At 36.2% G+C, this 18042-nt stretch carries 13 protein-coding genes and 1 pseudogene; 12 read left to right on the forward strand and 2 right to left on the reverse strand.

The genetic code is table 11. The annotated features are described in order from the left end of the window. Positions 1 to 6 precede the first annotated feature (6 nt). From rlpA to GWI58_RS17585, 8 genes and pseudogenes are all read left to right on the forward strand, one after another. The gene (gene rlpA, locus GWI58_RS17550; protein WP_161769425.1) at positions 7 to 1050 is read left to right on the forward strand and encodes an endolytic peptidoglycan transglycosylase RlpA; all 1044 of its coding nucleotides are present in this window, start codon (positions 7 to 9) and stop codon (positions 1048 to 1050) included. 207 nt (positions 1051 to 1257) lie between these two features. Continuing rightward, positions 1258 to 2388: pseudogene (dacA, locus tag GWI58_RS17555) on the forward strand (D-alanyl-D-alanine carboxypeptidase DacA); the annotation flags it as partial. Positions 2389 to 2586: 198 nt separating this feature from the next. Beyond that, positions 2587 to 2850 (forward strand): DUF493 family protein YbeD, encoded by a 264-nt coding sequence (gene ybeD, locus GWI58_RS17560; protein WP_026090527.1) that lies wholly within the window; start codon positions 2587 to 2589, stop codon positions 2848 to 2850. A 309-nt stretch (positions 2851 to 3159) separates the two neighbouring features. Next, positions 3160 to 9018, forward strand: coding sequence for an inverse autotransporter beta domain-containing protein (locus tag GWI58_RS17565; RefSeq protein WP_161769426.1), 5859 nt, complete (start codon positions 3160 to 3162; stop codon positions 9016 to 9018). 314 nt (positions 9019 to 9332) lie between these two features. Further along, positions 9333 to 9977: a lipoyl(octanoyl) transferase LipB gene (gene lipB, locus GWI58_RS17570; protein WP_036908311.1), complete on the forward strand. Its 645-nt coding sequence runs from the start codon at positions 9333 to 9335 to the stop codon at positions 9975 to 9977. Between the two features lie 101 nt (positions 9978 to 10078). Then, positions 10079 to 11044: a lipoyl synthase gene (lipA, locus tag GWI58_RS17575; protein ID WP_004246057.1), complete on the forward strand. Its 966-nt coding sequence runs from the start codon at positions 10079 to 10081 to the stop codon at positions 11042 to 11044. Between the two features lie 15 nt (positions 11045 to 11059). Next, entirely contained in the window at positions 11060 to 11434 is a 375-nt protein-coding gene (gene crcB, locus GWI58_RS17580; protein ID WP_004246058.1) for a fluoride efflux transporter CrcB, read from the forward strand. Between the two features lie 608 nt (positions 11435 to 12042). After that, a complete protein-coding gene (locus GWI58_RS17585) occupies positions 12043 to 12531 on the forward strand; it encodes a hypothetical protein (protein WP_161769427.1) in 489 nt (162 codons plus the stop codon). 302 nt (positions 12532 to 12833) lie between these two features. Here the strand turns inward: GWI58_RS17585 and cspE are convergent, their stop codons facing one another. Then, positions 12834 to 13043 (reverse strand): transcription antiterminator/RNA stability regulator CspE, encoded by a 210-nt coding sequence (cspE, locus tag GWI58_RS17590; protein ID WP_004246068.1) that lies wholly within the window; start codon positions 13041 to 13043, stop codon positions 12834 to 12836. Positions 13044 to 13240: 197 nt separating this feature from the next. Continuing rightward, on the reverse strand, positions 13241 to 13714 hold the full coding sequence (locus GWI58_RS17595; protein ID WP_004246069.1) for a methylated-DNA--[protein]-cysteine S-methyltransferase: 474 nt from the start codon (positions 13712 to 13714) through the stop codon (positions 13241 to 13243). Positions 13715 to 13995: 281 nt separating this feature from the next. On the opposite strand from GWI58_RS17595, the gene nrdH reads away from it, so the two are divergent. From nrdH to nrdF, 4 genes are read left to right on the forward strand one after another with little or no spacing between them, the layout of a single operon-like run. Beyond that, positions 13996 to 14220, forward strand: a complete 225-nt coding sequence (gene nrdH, locus GWI58_RS17600; RefSeq protein WP_094960214.1) for a glutaredoxin-like protein NrdH — start codon at positions 13996 to 13998, stop codon at positions 14218 to 14220. 11 nt (positions 14221 to 14231) lie between these two features. Continuing rightward, positions 14232 to 14636: a class Ib ribonucleoside-diphosphate reductase assembly flavoprotein NrdI gene (gene nrdI, locus GWI58_RS17605; protein ID WP_004246072.1), complete on the forward strand. Its 405-nt coding sequence runs from the start codon at positions 14232 to 14234 to the stop codon at positions 14634 to 14636. 28 nt (positions 14637 to 14664) lie between these two features. Next, positions 14665 to 16791, forward strand: a complete 2127-nt coding sequence (nrdE, locus tag GWI58_RS17610) for a class 1b ribonucleoside-diphosphate reductase subunit alpha (protein WP_004252248.1) — start codon at positions 14665 to 14667, stop codon at positions 16789 to 16791. 25 nt (positions 16792 to 16816) lie between these two features. After that, positions 16817 to 17785, forward strand: a complete 969-nt coding sequence (gene nrdF / locus GWI58_RS17615) for a class 1b ribonucleoside-diphosphate reductase subunit beta (protein ID WP_004247427.1) — start codon at positions 16817 to 16819, stop codon at positions 17783 to 17785. Positions 17786 to 18042: the final 257 nt, after the last annotated feature.

Genomic DNA, 18042 nt, shown 5'->3' on the forward strand with positions numbered 1-18042 from the left:
GTTTCTATGCGTTTGCAATGGGTTTTGATGGGTGTCAGTGCATTGCTACTTGCAGGATGTGTTGCTGATAAACCTGTGAATAATAATCAGCCAACCACAAGGTTGCCAAATGTACCTACACAACCCGTATTAGGTATAGAGCCTCGTTATGAGCCTTATCACCCGACTGCGAATCAAGATTATCGTAAAAATGGGGTAATTTATCGCATAGTCAAAGATCCGGCGAACTTTAGTGAACGGGGACAAGCGATTGTTTACGACAGCTTAGCAATGAGTCGCTTAACAACCATAGGTGAACGAGTCAACCCTTATGAGTTTGCTGCGGCACACCCAACATTGCCTATTCCAAGTTACGCGAAAATAACAAACTTAATCAATGGACGCACAATGATTGTGCGAATTAACGATCGTGGCCCTTATGTTGAAGGCAAACAAATACAGGTTACACCTGCCGTTTATAACAGTTTGCAGTTAATGCCAACAACCCCTATTCAAATTGAAGGTATTGTCGTTGATCAAAATGGCCAAATAAGTGGTATTGGTACCCAAGGTGCACAAATAGAGAAAAGAGCCACTACATTACCTGAGCGTCCTAACTTTAATACTCAGCCATCGACAATGGCTCCCCAACCCTCTGTAACAGCACCGTCTCCCATAACAGTGACTCAACCAGCTCCAGCTCCAGCTCCAGCTCCAGCTCCAGCTCCAGCTCCAGCTCCAGCTCCAGCTCCAGCTCCAGCTCCAGCTCCAGCTCCAGCTCCAGCTCCAGCTCCAGCTCCAGCTCCAGCTCCAGCTCCACAGCCAGTATCTTCATCTAGCGCAATAGCGCAAGGCTACTATGTACAAGTAGGTGCTTTAAGTAATCAAACTAATGCACAAACATGGTTAACTGAATTAACCAATGCTTTAAATACCCAAGGTGTCATTAATACAACTGATGGACTACATAAAGTGCAATTAGGCCCCTACTCATCAAAAACGCAAGCCGAAACAATAAAAAGTGCTTTGAAACAAAGTAAAAATATCGATGGGTTTATTGTTAGCCAATAAAGGGTAATAATTCGTAAAAACTCTTTTTCTAAAAGCAAATTCAGGCATAGAATCACCTGAGTTTGCTGATATTTTTCTTATCAACTTTTATTTATTTTCCCTGAATTTCCGGAACAGACAAACAGAATGAAACAGACACGCCCAGTGAAATTACTAAGAACACGTCTATTTAGTGCAACCTTTATATTATTAGCTATTAGCCATCATGCTATTGCTGATGACACATTAAAAACAATGATACCCGCTGTTCCTAATATCGAAGCCGAATCCTATATTCTTATCGACTATAATTCTGGGAAAGTCCTCGCGGAAAAAAATGCAGATGTCCGTCGTGATCCAGCCAGTTTAACCAAAATGATGACCAGTTATGTTATAGGTCAAGCCATTCGTGCAGGAAAAATATCGAACAACGATATTGTTCCTATTGGTGAAGAAGCATGGGCAACGGGCAACCCTGTCTTTCGCGGTTCATCATTAATGTTTTTAAAACCCGGTGATAAAGTCACCGTTTCACAATTAACACGCGGTATCAATCTACAATCAGGTAATGATGCCTGTGTAGCAATGGCCTCTTATGTTGCGGGAAGCCAAGATACCTTTGTCACTATGATGAATGACTATGTTAAGCGTCTAGGTTTACAAAACACACAATTTCAAACTGTACATGGTTTAGATGCACCTGGGCAATACAGTAGTGCACGAGATATGGCATTGATTGGCGCCGCATTAATTCGTGATGTTCCAGAAGAATATGCCATTTATAAAGAAAAAGAGTTTACCTACAATAATATCCGTCAAACTAACCGTAATGGTTTACTTTGGGATACTAGCCTCAATGTTGATGGTATTAAAACAGGTCATACTGAAGCTGCGGGTTATAATCTTGTTGCCTCTGCAACAGAAGGAAATATGCGCTTGATTTCTGCTGTGATGGGGGGACACTCATCTAAAGGCCGTGATGCTGAAAGTAAAAAACTACTTACTTAGGGTTTTCGCTTCTTTGAAACGGTAAAACCGCTGCAAGTGGGTAAAGAGTTTGCCGCTGAACCTATCTGGTATGGTGATACTGATAAAGTGCAATTAGGGGTTGATAAAGATGTTTATCTCACGATCCCCCGTGGCCGACTCAAAGATCTAAAGGCCAGTTATGTATTAGATAATGTTGAATTACATGCGCCAGTCAGTAAAAACCAAGTGGTTGGCACCATTAATTTCCAACTTGATGGGCAAGTCATTGAACAACGTCCACTTGTTGTTATGAATGAAGTGAAAGAAGGTGGCATTTTCAGCCGCTTGATTGATTACATCAAATTATTATTTTCACGTTGGTTTGGTTAAGGCTTGAAAAGGATAAATGTGTCCATATATAAAGATTATATCGATATTGGAATAAACACATTTACCCATTCTATATTTACCCTAACTATCAGTATCGCATTCCTCATTATAGGAGGAATGCGCTTTTTATTTGTGCTGATGAGGTGTAAAAGAGATTATTAAAACAACATCGCCTGTTGTCTTAAGGATTACATTATGATGAAAACAAAATTAAACGAACTATTAGAGTTCCCTTGCTCATTTACTTACAAAGTCATGGGTCATGCTAAACCCGAATTAGTTGACCAAGTCGTTGAAGTGATCCAGCGTCATGCACCCGGTGATTATACACCTTCAGTAAAACCAAGTAGCAAAGGTAACTATCACTCAGTCTCTGTGACTATCAACGCAACGCATATTGAACAAGTAGAAACCCTCTATAAAGAGTTAGGTGAATTAGAGCTTGTTCGCATGGTGTTATAATTTTTACCACTGCCCTCTTTTTTATAAGAGGGCATTTTTAATAACCATTAGATAGGATATCACTCTTTTATTTCATCTTCGCTCATCTAATATTAATTCTTATTCTCATCACTTAATAAGCCCCCTAAACACTACTTATTTATACGTATTGACTTCTAATATCATATTAATAAATATTAACTAAGAAAAGAAAAGTAATTTAATTTAACTTTTTGAAACATTTTAATTACTCATATTGTTTGTACATGTTAAAAATCTACTCTATTCTTAATAAGGGATTAATTTTTACTATTTATTACAGTGGTCGTTATGGATAATTTTTTATTAGAAAAACTACGTAAGAATAAATTTATTTCTTATCTATTAATTATGGTACAGTTTTTATTTCCTACTGTATTGTCATTAACACCAACAGTACATGCCTATGCCTCCGCAACAGAAAATAAAAACACAAATAGTGAACGCTGGTTAGCTCAACAAGCAAGTCAAGCAGGGGCAATATTATCAAGTGAGAATAGTAAAGATTCCGCTTCACAGTATTTTTTTAATCAGGCTAATAATAAAATAAATCAAGAAGTTGAAAATTGGTTAAGTCAATATGGTAAAGCTCAAATAAATCTAGGTGTAGATAAAAATTTCACTCTAAAAAATACAGAAGCAAAGATAATTATTCCGTTATATGAGAATAATAATTATCTTCTTTTTAACCAAACAGCATTCCATCGCAGTTATGATAGAAACCAAGGTAATATAGGATTTGGTATTCGTAAATTTGACGATACCCAACTATATGGTTTTAATACCCATTTTGATCACGATTTTACTGGTAATAATAGCCGTATCGGTATTGGCCTTGAATATCGTCGCGACTATTTTTCAGTGAGTTCAAATTATTATAATAGGCTAACGGGCTGGAAGGACTCTAGCATCAAAAAAGGATATGACGAACGCCCTGCAAACGGTTGGGATATTAGAACTCAAAGTTATCTTCCTGCATACCCTCAATTGGGTTTAAAAGCTAATTTTGAGCAGTACTATGGTGATAATGTTGATTTATTCAATAATACATCTAATTTAACAAAAGATCCTTTTGCATTTACTGCAGGACTAAATTACACCCCATTTCCTCTTATCACCTTTAATGCCGAACATAAATTAGGTAAAGGTGGTGATAATGATACTCAACTTAGTCTCTCCTTAAACTATCAATTTGGTACACCAATTAAAACGCAATTAGATCCTAGTAATATTAAGCCATTGCGTCTACTTGAAAATAGCAAATATGATTTTGTTGATAGAAATAATAACATTGTTTTTGATTATAAAGAGCAAACTTACCTTTCTCTCAAAACCCCTGATTTAATCGAAGGATATAGTAATGAGCAAAAAGTCATTACCATTAGTGTAGAATCAAGTGCAGGGCTTGATTATATTGATGTTAATGGCGCTGATTTTATTCAAAATGGCGGTAAAATTATTAAACAAGCGCCAAATAGCTATTTACTCTATTTGCCTTACTATAACCAACAGAAAGGGGCTACAAATACCTATAATATTGTCGCTATTGCATACGATAAAAAAGGCCGCTCATCATCGCCAGAAACAACAAAGATTGTTGTATTAAAAGATAATAACGCTGAAAATGCGACTATTTCTGCCACACCACAAAAAATAGGTATTGATGAATCATCAATCATTACTTTAAGCTTTACAAATCATGAAGGTGAATTGGTTGAAATAAATGATGCCCGTATCGTTCTTGATAATGGTGTTAACGGAGTATTATCTGATACACAATACAATGCCAAAAATAAAACTTACCAGGCTAAGTTTATTGGCGTAATACCAGAAACAGCTCGTTTTTATGCTTTCTATAATCAAGTAATTCATCAAGATATATCAACAACGGTTAGCGTAGAAAAAAATACTTCTCGTTATCAGCAAGTCACATTAAAAGCAGATAAAAATGCCATTACACTAGGCAATTCAACACTATTACGCCTTACTTTCTTTGATAAAAATAAGCAACCAATCGAGGTAGATAATGCACAAATTTTATTAACAAATAGTGAGCAAGGTGATATTTCAAACACAACCTATGATCCTACCACGAAACAATATACGGCTACATTTGTAAGCAAAAATGTCGGGGATGCGATTTTCCAACCGTCATTAAATAATGAAGTTATTTCTGATGTTAAAGAAATAGTGAACGTTTCTACCTTCAAAAATATTAATTTAACTACAGTTAATGAAATGTATGTAGGGGATTCATCTAAAGTTGTCATGACCATCTTGGATGATAATAATCAGCCAATGGAAGTCGATAATGCAAAAATTCAGATGATTAGAGTCAATAATCAAACAGGTAACGGCGTTATCTCTGAAACAATCTATAATGCTGCAGATAAAAACTATTCGGCTCAATTTCAGGCAACAGAAACAGGTAAAGTGACTTTCTACCCTTATGTCGCGAATACCCCTTACCCTGATAGTAAAGCTGAGACATCCATTCTTTCTCATTCAGAGAAATATAAAATTGTTTCCTTAACGACTGAACCAGAACAAATTATCCAAAATCAAACTTCAGTGATCACGGCAGTAGTGCAAGATAATCAAGGTCAACCCGTTACTGATAAAACCGTCGAAATTGTTTTAATCACAAATAGCGGAACCTTGACTAAAACGACGAAAGTATCAGGAAAAGCGGGGGTTTACCAAGCCTCTTATACCGGAACTGAACCAACAACGGCAACTTTTACCGTCAATGTCGATGATATACAAAATAATGATACTAAAGTAAATGTAATTGTTTGGGGAAGAAATGATGTCAATGCAACACTTGTTGCCAATAACCCGTCATTGGATCTAACACAGGTAGAGCATAACTCGTTATTAACACTTACACTAACAGATAAAAATAATAATCCATTACCTACGGATAACGCGGTTATTTTACAAGAACAACCCAATTACGGGATCCTAGATGCGACTAAAAAAATTAGTGCAACCCAATATACAGCCAATTTTAATGCAACTAAGGTAGGTACGGCTAAATTCTTTGTTGAATTAGAAGGATTTCGTTTAAAAACAACAGCAGAAATTAACGTTATTGATAGTAAACCTACAATTGATTTGAATAATGCCACCATTGCGTCCAATCCTAGCCATATTTATAGCACAGAAGAAAAGCAAAATGGCCATACACGTAGTAATGACAATAACAATTGGCGTACATCCACTATTACTTTAGATATAAAAGATCAATATGGGAATTTATTCTCCCCTGATGTCCCTATCGATATCGTGATTAAAAATACCCAAAATGGACGTGTAAGCGAAGCCAAAGAAGTCAAACCTGGAGAATATCAAGTTGTTTATACGCCGACTGAGCAAAATATACCTTTTACCGCGACTTTCTATGCGGTAATAAACAATGTACAACAAAATCAAATTTCAACCACCGTTGATGTTGAACCGTTAATACATAATGTAAAAATGGGCGCAAGTTTAATTCCAATCCCTTCACATATTACTGTGGGTAATGCATCAATATTAAATGTGATCTTCTATCAAGACAATAAACCTTACATTCCTTCCGGCACCGTTGAAATTAGACTCGCTGATGATTCAAAAGCGTTAGGCCATATGGAGGCAACAACGAAAAGTGGCCATATCTTTCAGGCTAAATTCATCGGTGAAAATGTAGGTAAAGCTAACTTTGAAATATTTGTTGATAAGCAGCAGTATACTGAAGGTAATATCAACGCAACCGTTAATGTAACAGAATCTTATCGAGGAAAATTGAATGCGGAGCCGAGTTCTATTCCGGTAAAACAAACTTCTGTATTAACTTTACAAATTCAAAATCATCTTGGTCAATCAATAAAAGTCAGTGATGATGATGTACAAATCATTATGTTGCAAGGTGATGGTAATACCGCAGAAGGTACTATTAGTGAAACAACTTATGATGCCAATACAAAATCATATCAAGCGACTTTCACTGGCACTAAACAAGGCAAAGCTCAGTTTATCTCGATCATTGATGGACAAACTTATAATAATATCTCAACTACTGTCACTGTAAAGCCTGCCTATAATTCAGCCAATATGGGAAGAGAAACTTCTCCGATCACATTGAATAAAACCTCTGATGTTTATTTAACCCTACTCGATGCGAGTGGTCAGCCCATTCAAGTTGATAATGCAAAAATCATGTTAAATACACCGAATTTAGGCTCTTTAACTGTGACAACATGGGACAATACCAATAAACGCTATGTGGCTACCTTTACAGGCTCAGCGATAGGTAATGCAGAGTTTAGTGCTTATGTCGATAATCAAAAAATAGCAGATGTTACTACTTCTATTCAGGTTAATGATAGCCCTGATGCATTTTATAATCCGAGTCTAGTACCATCTCCAAGTGTTATTACAGTAAATAATAAATCTGAAATTAGGTTAACTATTCAAGATATTAACGGCCTGCCTATTAAAGGAAATAGCGCCAATATTATCTTAGAAACACCAACATTAGGTTCATTATCTGAAACAGTATGGGATGAAAGTATAAATGCATATAAAGCAACCTTTACTGGTAATCAGGTAGGTAAAGCAAACTTCTCAGCTATTATTAATGGCAAGGTGGGGCAAGCAAAGACATCCGTTCAAGTTAATGAAGTCTATAATTCAGCGACGTTACAACCTGATCCTAGCACTATACTATCAGGGGATACCTCTGAGCTAACCTTAACTTTATTTGATAAATCAGGTGAACAAGTGAGGATCACAAATGACAATGTCAGTATTAACATTCTTACACCAAAGCTTGGTTCACTCAATAAAACAACATTTGACGCCAAGACAAAAACATATAAAGCAAAATTTAATAGCGCTGGGTTAGGTACTGCACAATTTAACGTTTCGATAAATGGTATTGTTCGTTCTGATATTACCGCGAGTATTATCATCAAAAAAGCGTATGAAAGTGCATCATTAACTGCAATGCCTTCATCCATCTATACAGGTAAAACATCGGAATTAACACTGACATTTAAAGATGCCAACAATAAACCTATTGAAGTTAATGGTGCCAAAATTATCTTACGAGATGGTGAAGCAGGACAATTAACGGATACAACTTATAACGAGGCCAAAAAGGTATATACAGCGACATTTACTGGTACGCTAGCAACCAATGCTAATTTTAATGCATCAATTAACAATAATATTGATACATCAATCAAAACTACGGTAACAGTTAAGGAGCTATCCTTAGATAGTTTCAACTATCAACTGATCAGTAAACCTAACTCTATCTATATTAATGATGAATCAACATTAGAATTGAAAATAACAGATGCTAATGGCGCTGTAGTTCAATTGGATGATGTCAGTATTGCTCAATCATCAAATAACCAATACGGCACTCTCAGTAAAACGACCTATAACAGCAAAACAGGCACTTATACCGCAACTTTTACCGGTAAAAATGTGGGAACAGAAACCTTCTATGTGGTTATTCAACAAACCGTGTTAAGCGAGGTGAAAACAACTGTTACAGTGGATAAAGTCATACCGATCACCGATATTGCTTATATTGATTCGAATAATTACTCATTTGAATTAAATGAAGGATTCCCTACAACAGGTTACCAATTCTCAAGTTTCAGTTTTGTGATGAAAAATGGAACCAAAGCATCGGATTATACATGGAAAGCAAATCAATCATGGGTCACTCTGACTCAAAATAGTAACAAAATGAATGTCATGTTCTCCAAAGCACCAAACAGTGAAAATAAAACGGTAACTATTACAGCACAACCTCGTGTAGAAGGTGTAGGAACCGCATTCTCCTATACATTTACACTAAAACGTTGGTTTACATTCTATGGTGGACAACCGTTACCTGCTCCGAGAGCATGGAAAATATGTACAGATAATGGATTAGATACCACACCTTCATCCTTACTTACCTCAGGTACAAATAAACGAGGTATAGGAACTGTTTTCTCAGAATGGGGTAAAGGAGGTTCAGTTTTCCACGCATGGTCTTCCGATATCAACGATCAACAACAGGTTGGTTTAGTGAATCTTTATGATGGGTCAGTTAAATACCTTAACTCATATTTTCAATATGACCCTGTATGTAAAACAGACTTGTAATAAAGACATTTTAATTAAATAAAATATTCATAAGGTCTAATTTTATATCATTAAAATTAGACCTTTTCTTTTCTATTTTAGAAAGCATTAGATTGTTCCCCCCCCTGTCCACTCCCCTTTATAGTCCGTAATTATTTTATTTGTTAAAAAATACACCTACTTTTTCTTTATAAATTAACAATATATTTGTGTTTAAATTGATAACAATAAATTACGAACATCGTTGCTGATATAAAAAGTGATAAGTAATCATCATCTCATTCTGGTAGTTCATTTACGGGAGCGTTATACTGCCTTTCACAATTTCGCTACAAATGAAGATTTTCACGGTGCAAGATAAAACAATCATTATTCGCCAATTGGGTATACAACCCTATTTACCGGTTTCTGATTCTATGCATCAGTTTACGGAAAAACGGGAAAGTCATACACCTGATGAAATTTGGCTGGTTCAACATGAACAGGTTTTTACCCAAGGTCAAGCGGGTAAAGCAGAACACCTTTTAAACACAGGCTCTATACCGGTGATCCAATCTGATCGCGGTGGACAAGTGACCTATCACGGCCCCGGCCAACAAGTGATGTATGTTTTGCTTGATCTAAAACGTAACCATATTGGCGTTCGTCAATTAGTCACTGTTTTAGAGAATACTGTGATCAACACACTCGCAGAATTTAATGTAAATGCTTATGCTCGTGCAGATGCACCGGGCGTGTATGTTAATGGTGATAAAATTTGCTCTTTAGGATTACGTATACGCAAAGGTTGCTCTTTTCATGGCCTAGCACTTAATGTTGATATGGACTTATCTCCTTTTACGCGAATAAATCCTTGTGGTTATCCTGATCTAAAAATGACACAACTGGTTGATTTGGCACCTAATGCAACATCGGAACAAGTGGCATCATTATTGATCAACCATTTTTGTACACAACTGGGATTCCAACCACAGCAATAAAAATGCTATAATTTTTTTAACATTTATCATTTTTTTTTAAAACCCTGATTACCTCAGTCACATCGTGTTAATCACCCTAGATAACTGGAACTGGCACAATTATGAGTAAACCTATTCAGATGGAACGCGGCGTAAAATATCGTGACGCCGATAAAATGGCACTTATTCCTGTTAAAACAATCGTTACAGAACGTGAAGAACTGCTACGCAAACCTGAGTGGATGAAAATAAAGTTGCCTGCAGATTCAAGTAAAATTCAAGGCATTAAAGCGGCCATGCGTAAAAATGGCCTGCATTCTGTTTGTGAAGAGGCTTCATGCCCTAATCTTGCAGAATGTTTTAACCACGGTACCGCAACCTTTATGATCTTAGGGGCAATCTGTACGCGTCGTTGCCCATTTTGCGACGTTGCCCATGGTCGTCCTAACGCACCCGATCCCCAAGAGCCAATTAAATTAGCCCAAACGATAAAAGATATGGGATTACGTTATGTTGTTATCACCTCAGTAGATCGCGATGACCTACGCGATGGTGGTGCACAACATTTTGCCGATTGTATTACCGCTATCCGTGAAAAAAATCCTAATATTCGCATCGAAACTTTAGTCCCTGATTTCCGTGGTCGTATGGATAAAGCATTAGAGATCCTCACTGACACACCACCAGACGTCTTTAACCACAATTTAGAAAACGTACCTCGTGTTTATCGTCAAGTGCGTCCTGGTGCGAACTATCAATGGTCTCTAACGTTACTAGAACGCTTTAAACAAGCCCACCCAAATATTCCAACTAAATCGGGGTTAATGGTCGGTTTAGGTGAAACAAATGAAGAAATTATTGACGTGATGCGCGATCTGCGTAAACATGGTGTAACGATGCTGACATTAGGGCAATATTTACAACCCAGTCGTCACCATCTTCCTGTTCAACGCTACGTCAGTCCTGACGAGTTTGAATATATGAAAGAGCAAGCATTAGCGATGGGCTTTACCCACGCCGCTTGTGGACCATTTGTTCGTTCGTCTTATCATGCTGATCTTCAAGCTCAAGGGATTGAGGTTAAATAACGATTAATCTCTCTTATGCTTAACATTGCAATAGCTGTATTTATCGGCGGTGGTTTAGGTAGCGTACTACGCTGGCTAATTAGCTACCGCCTTAATTCTCTTTTTCCCCATTTTGCAACGGGGACCTTGGTCGCTAACTGTATTGGTGCCTTTATTATCGCCTTTGGCATTGCTTGGTTTAGTAAAGCTCCCAATATTGACCCTATTTGGAAAATCATGCTTACCACAGGTTTTTGTGGTGGCTTAACCACCTTTTCTACTTTTTCTGTTGAGGTGGTCGCCTTATTTAATGAAGGACGAATAGGCTGGGCATTAGGCACCATGGGGGCAAACTTAGCGGGCTCGTTTCTGATGACGGCATTCGCATTCTGGCTACTCCGTGAAATGTAGTCTCTTTAACAAGATAAAAACCGTTAATCATAAAGTTGTACTCTTTTAGTTAAGCGATTTATAAGGCCTGAACTTAATATTCAACCAATGTCAGGCCTTTTAATTTGATTTTGTTCCCGGTGGTATTACTCAATAAATTAGCCAATTTTATCAATACATTCATTGATATTTTGAAATGATAGCTATGATGTATTCTTGATTTTAATAATTTAAAAAACTTTCAACCATGGTATTTATCCCGCAGCTAGATACGCAAGCTCCTCTTTAAATTTCTCAAGTCTTTTTTCATCATCAAAACGAGCGAGAGTTATGCAGTGTGGCAAGCATTGTCACCCTAAGTAGCAATGATGATGTTTAAATCCCCCCTGTATTTGACATAAAAAGACCCCCAATAATGGGTTGTCCAACTATTAGAGTATTTCAAATAGTATTTTTAAGAAAACAGTTTAATTTATTATTATCTATTTTCAATTTTTGTTATTTTTAGGTTTTTTATTATTGTTTTTGATGAGGGTTTTATATCTAATAAATGAAATTTTTTGTTGGTATCTTGATGATTTAATTGTTATTAAATTAATTCAATTATTTTTATAATAATGAGAAATTAAATGCCTCACCATTCACATTACATTTTACATGATGAGCTTATTGGTTTTGATATCTTTAAATATATAGATATTAAATTTATTTTTTCCAATAATAGGAAAAGGAGTGTTATTTACAGGCTTATTTTTTGCCGAGATGAAAATTATCATTCATTAATTAATAAGTTATATGCCGAAAATATAAAAAATTTAACTATTAGTGTTGTTATTTTTTATAATATAGAGACTGAAAACTATCAAAATTGTGATATGTTTGATAAACCGCCAGATTCAATTAATTTGACATCATCAGAAACTCGGTATCTTTACATAACACTCATTGACATTATTCTTTTGATAGCACAAACTGAAAAAATAGATATTTTGACTTTCCAAGCATACAGTGAAGAGCTCAGAAGAGTTTATATTCGATTAATTAATAAGTACGCTGAATCGAAAAATTTAAATGTTTACGTTGAGGAGGCTTATTTTGTTATACAAACAAATATCTAAAAAGAAAAACGACAATGTTGACTATAACGCTATTAAAGTCCAGAAAAATGAGTTACTTCTTCGTTTTCAGCAGGCTAAAAAGAAGGCAGAACAAGATAGTCAGCTTTTAGTAAAATAGTTTTAATTTATTTTAATAAATACTTTTCAGAAAGTGTCTGAAATGCTTCACCCGCTGACCATTGATTGGCAATGATGATGTTTAAATCCCCCCTGTATTTGACATAAAAAGACCCCCAATAATTGGTTGTCCAACTATTGGGGGTCATTTCAAAAACGTTTTTTACTTTTGGAGAAGTCGTTAATTAGATAGCGACAACGTTTGCAGCAGATGGCCCTTTCGCGCCGTCAGTAACTTCAAACTCTACCTTTTGACCTTCAGCAAGTGTTTTAAAACCTTCTGAAACAATAGCGGAAAAGTGGACGAACACATCTTTACTGCCATCTTCTGGAGTGATAAAACCAAAACCTTTAGTTTCGTTAAACCACTTAACGTTACCTTTTAATTTAGACATCAAGTTTACCTTTAAAATAGAAAATAAACGCAAGCGTTTTGCGTTGGCTATAGTAAAACAAAAATGATGATTCGCTGTCCACAGTCTAGATCACGAAACGCGTATTTTTTTTCTGTTAAACGATTATTATTCAGACAAATCCCATAACTTAAGCCATTAATCACTTAAGAAATAGTGCTTAATACTTACAATATGAACTATTCGTCAATATCCACTTTTTCATAGTGTAATAGCCAACGTTTGATATCAAGTCCCCCAGTATAGCCTACTAACTTACCATTATGACCAATGACGCGATGGCAAGGAATAATTAACGAGATTGGGTTACGTGAATTTGCCATTCCTACCGCTCTGCAATAGTTGACGGAACCTAATGTAAGTGCCAACTTTTTATAACTCCAAATTTCACCATAAGGAATAGACTGTAAAGTCTGCCAAACGCGTATTTGAAATTCGGTTCCTTTAGGCGCTAGTGGCACTGAAAATAGGGTGCGTTTACCCGAAAAATACTCTTTTAACTGTTTTATACACAGGTCAATTATGGCATTTGAATTAACTAACGCCTCTTTTTCACTAACAAAGTTAAGGCTGGTGATGCCATCATCATCTGCGGTAATGGATATATAAGGCTTTGGAAAACCTTTCGGCGTATTGAGATAATCTTGGTACATAATGTGTTCTCTATTGATTTGTCTGTATCATCAAGATTAAAACATGCTTTGTAAGTAAATCAATCATCTAATTTTCTACTATACCTAATAAAAATTGCTCAAATGAGCGATAAGAAAATAAAATAAATCTGCTAACTGCTTAATTTTAATAATAATCATTATCAAAAATAAAAAACACCATATCTAGTGTGGTTGAAAAAAAATAAACCTATATATAGTATTTAAGCACTTTTCATTGTGACTGTGAGCAGACACATTCACATTTTTATAAGGGTTATTCTATGTCTGTGATCCTCTATACCAAACCAAATTGTGTTCAATGCAGTGCAACAGAGCGCGCATTACAACAACAAAAAATTCCTTTCACTGCGGTTGATCTCACCCAAGACACTCAAGCATTAGCAAAAATAGTTTCTATGGGATATCGCCAAGTACCAGTTGTCGTTAATGGTAACGAACATTGGTCTGGCTTCTGCCCAGATAAAATTCGTCAAATAGCGCGCTAAAGGAGCAACTTATGCAATCGACTGCCCCTTTAATTTATTTCTCTAGTCGCTCAGAAAATTGTCACCGCTTCGTACAAAAACTTAATCTACAAGCGACAAGGATAAAAGAGGATGAACCACTACAAGCCACACAACCTTTTGTGTTGCTATGCCCAACTTATGGTGGCGGTGGCGTTAAAGGTGCAGTGCCTAAAGCGGTGATCCAGTTTTTAAATATCCCTGAAAATCGCCAATTAATACGCGGTGTTATTGCTTCAGGAAATACCAATTTTGGCTCTGCTTACGGCTTGGCAGGTGACATTATTGCACAAAAATGCCAAGTCCCTTTTCTCTATCGTTTTGAGTTACTTGGTACGCCTGAAGATGTTAAACGTGTAAAAACCGGATTAAGCACATTTTGGTCAGCTAGCAAATAATGACTAAAAAGTGAATGAGATAAAAAATATGACCCACTCTATAGAACAACTCGATTATCACGCCTTAAATGCCATGCTCAATCTCTATGATGAACAAGGCAATATCCAGTTTGATAAAGACAAATTAGCCACCCACCATTTTTTTCGTCAACACGTTAATCAAAATACGGTGTTTTTTCATGATCTAAAAGAAAAGCTCGATTTTCTGGTGCAACAACACTACTACGAAGCACAAGTATTAGAGCAGTATGATTTCCCGTTTATCAAACAGCTTTTTAAGCATGCCTATAGCAAAAAATTTCGCTTTCAATCGTTCCTAGGTGCATTTAAATACTACACCAGTTACACCTTAAAAACCTTTGATGGTGAGCGTTATCTCGAACGCTATGAAGATCGTGTTTGTATGGTTGCCTTAACCCTAGCACAGGGGAATACCAAACTCGCCACTCACCTTGTCGATGAGATAATTAGTGGCCGTTTCCAGCCTGCAACCCCTACTTTCTTAAATTGTGGAAAAAAACAGCGTGGCGAATTGGTCTCTTGTTTTTTATTACGTATCGAAGACAACATGGAGTCCATTGGTCGAGCAGTCAATTCTGCGTTGCAATTGTCGAAACGTGGCGGAGGTGTTGCTTTCTTACTGACTAATTTACGAGAAGCAGGAGCCCCCATAAAACGCATTGAAAACCAATCGTCTGGCGTAGTACCGGTAATGAAAATGCTTGAAGATGCCTTCTCATATGCCAATCAATTAGGCGCAAGACAAGGAGCTGGAGCGGTTTATCTCCATGCTCATCATCCTGATATCTATCATTTTCTAGATACAAAACGAGAAAATGCTGATGAAAAAATACGTATTAAGACGCTTTCATTAGGTGTCGTTATTCCCGACATTACCTTTGAATTAGCTAAACGCAACGAAGATATGTATCTATTTTCACCTTATGATGTAGAACGAGTATATGGCGTTCCTATGTCAGAAATCAGTATTAGCGAAAAATATACTGAAATGGTCAACAATGCAGAGATACGTAAGAAAAAAATTAAAGCACGGGCATTTTTTCAAACTTTAGCTGAAATTCAATTTGAATCAGGTTATCCCTATATTATGTTTGAAGATACCGTCAATCGCGCAAATCCGATTGCGGGCCGAATTAATATGAGCAATTTATGCTCAGAAATCTTACAAGTAAATAGTGCCAGTGAATACAATCCTGATTTAAGTTATCGACAAATTGGTCATGATATTAGCTGTAATCTCGGATCAATGAATATCGCCATGGCGATGGACTCACCAGATTTTGCGCATACCGTAAATGTTGCCATCAGAGCACTGACGAGTGTGGCACAAATGACTAAAATAGAATCAGTACCTTCTATTGAAAAAGGCAACCAAGCATCTCATGCCATTGGCTTAGGGCAAATGAACTTACATGGTTATTTAGCCCGTGAAGGGATTTATTACGGTTCAGAAGAAGGGCTTGATTTTACCAATATCTATTTCTATACCGTAACATACTATGCCCTTTTAGCCTCTAACCAATTAGCGATAGAGACTAAACAGCGCTTTAAAGGGTTTGAACAGTCAAAATATGCCACTGGGGAGTATTTTGATAAATATTTATCAAAACAGTGGTTACCTAAAACCCAAAAAGTCCACCAGCTATTTAGCCAATCCAATATTCATATTCCAACCCAAGAGGATTGGCAAAAACTTAAGCTCTCGATTATGACTCACGGTATTTATAATCAAAACTTACAAGCAATACCGCCAACAGGATCAATCTCTTATATCAATCACTCTACATCGAGTATTCACCCCATTGTGGCACCGATTGAAATAAGAAAAGAAGGTAAAATCGGTCGGGTTTATTACCCCGCCCCTTTTATGACCAATGAAAACCGTCATTTTTATCAAGATGCTTATGAAATTGGCGCAGAAAAAATTATCGATACCTATGCCCAAGCATCACAACATATCGACCAAGGATTGTCGCTAACATTATTCTTTTCTGATGAAGCAACCACAAGGGATGTTAATAAAGCACAAATTTATGCATGGCGTAAAGGTATAAAGACCTTGTATTACATTCGTATTAGACAAACAGCATTAGCCGGCACAGAAATAAAAGGCTGTGTTTCATGCGCCCTTTAATAATAATGATAAGGAAAGTGTTACTATGTCTGCATCTTATTTAAGTCGTGTTAATGCGATAAATTGGAATCGTATTGAAGACGAAAAAGATTTAGAAGTTTGGAACCGTTTAACCATGAATTTTTGGTTACCCGAAAAAATTCCACTTTCTAATGATATACCTTCATGGAATACCTTAACCCAAGCTGAAAAACAGTTGACTATCCGTGTATTTACAGGGCTTACACTGCTCGATACGATACAAAATACGGTCGGGGCACCAACCTTAATGCCTGATGCTCAGACTCCTCATGAAGAGGCGGTATTATCGAATATCTGTTTTATGGAAGCGGTACATGCTCGCTCTTATAGCTCGATATTTTCGACACTCTGCTTAACAACAGATGTTGATGATGCTTATCGTTGGAGTGAAGAAAATACCTATTTGCAAAAGAAATCAGATATTATTCTGCGTTATTATCAAGATAGTGATCCATTAAAGAAAAAAATTGCCAGTGTATTTTTAGAGTCTTTTTTATTCTATTCTGGATTTTATTTACCAATGTATTGGTCAAGTCGAGGGAAATTAACCAATACAGCCGACTTAATTCGTTTAATTATTCGTGACGAAGCTGTGCATGGTTATTATATTGGCTATAAGTTCCAAAATCAGTTATTAAATAAATCATCATTAGAGAAACAAGATATTAAAGACTTTGCTTTCTCATTATTATTAGATTTATATGATAATGAAGTTAAATATACAGAAGATCTCTACGACTCTGTCGGTTGGACAGAAGATGTAAAAAAATTCCTTCATTATAATGCGAATAAAGCGCTGATGAATTTAGGTTATGAAGCACTATTTCCAGATGAAATAACTAATGTTAGTCCAGCAATACTTTCATCACTATCGCCAGATGCAAATGAAAATCATGATTTCTTTTCTGGCTCAGGCTCTTCTTATGTTATTGGTAAAACGATCAATACCGAAGATGATGACTGGGATTTCTAGCTAATCCTCTACAGCAAAAAACAAAATACATTCATATTAATTATGAATTAATCAATTAATATAATGCACTGAAAAATAAAACTTATTTTTTAGTGCATTTTTATTTGCTTGAAAAACAACCTGATTGTGTAATTTTTACCGTCCCATTAACCAGAATTATCAATTTTTTACGAATGATTTTTATGACTAGTTATCGATAACTTAAGATCACCCCTCAAAAAACATAAGATTTTTTAATGTTAATGCATTTTTTTCCA

The sequence above is a fragment of the Proteus sp. G2674 genome (assembly GCF_009915195.1).
Taxonomy (GTDB): Bacteria; Pseudomonadota; Gammaproteobacteria; order Enterobacterales; family Enterobacteriaceae; genus Proteus; species Proteus mirabilis.

What these genes read in the sequence shown, in the direction of transcription:
- rlpA (WP_161769425.1), top strand. Translation starts at nt 7, where the DNA reads ATGCGTTTGCAATGGGTTTTGATGGGTGTCAGTGCATTGCTACTTGCA.
- ybeD (WP_026090527.1), top strand. Translation starts at nt 2,587, where the DNA reads ATGAAAACAAAATTAAACGAACTATTAGAGTTCCCTTGCTCATTTACT.
- GWI58_RS17565 (WP_161769426.1), top strand. Translation starts at nt 3,160, where the DNA reads ATGGATAATTTTTTATTAGAAAAACTACGTAAGAATAAATTTATTTCT.
- lipB (WP_036908311.1), top strand. Translation starts at nt 9,333, where the DNA reads ATGAAGATTTTCACGGTGCAAGATAAAACAATCATTATTCGCCAATTG.
- lipA (WP_004246057.1), top strand. Translation starts at nt 10,079, where the DNA reads ATGAGTAAACCTATTCAGATGGAACGCGGCGTAAAATATCGTGACGCC.
- crcB (WP_004246058.1), top strand. Translation starts at nt 11,060, where the DNA reads ATGCTTAACATTGCAATAGCTGTATTTATCGGCGGTGGTTTAGGTAGC.
- GWI58_RS17585 (WP_161769427.1), top strand. Translation starts at nt 12,043, where the DNA reads ATGCCTCACCATTCACATTACATTTTACATGATGAGCTTATTGGTTTT.
- cspE (WP_004246068.1), bottom strand. Translation starts at nt 13,043, where the DNA reads ATGTCTAAATTAAAAGGTAACGTTAAGTGGTTTAACGAAACTAAAGGT.
- GWI58_RS17595 (WP_004246069.1), bottom strand. Translation starts at nt 13,714, where the DNA reads ATGTACCAAGATTATCTCAATACGCCGAAAGGTTTTCCAAAGCCTTAT.
- nrdH (WP_094960214.1), top strand. Translation starts at nt 13,996, where the DNA reads ATGTCTGTGATCCTCTATACCAAACCAAATTGTGTTCAATGCAGTGCA.
- nrdI (WP_004246072.1), top strand. Translation starts at nt 14,232, where the DNA reads ATGCAATCGACTGCCCCTTTAATTTATTTCTCTAGTCGCTCAGAAAAT.
- nrdE (WP_004252248.1), top strand. Translation starts at nt 14,665, where the DNA reads ATGACCCACTCTATAGAACAACTCGATTATCACGCCTTAAATGCCATG.
- nrdF (WP_004247427.1), top strand. Translation starts at nt 16,817, where the DNA reads ATGTCTGCATCTTATTTAAGTCGTGTTAATGCGATAAATTGGAATCGT.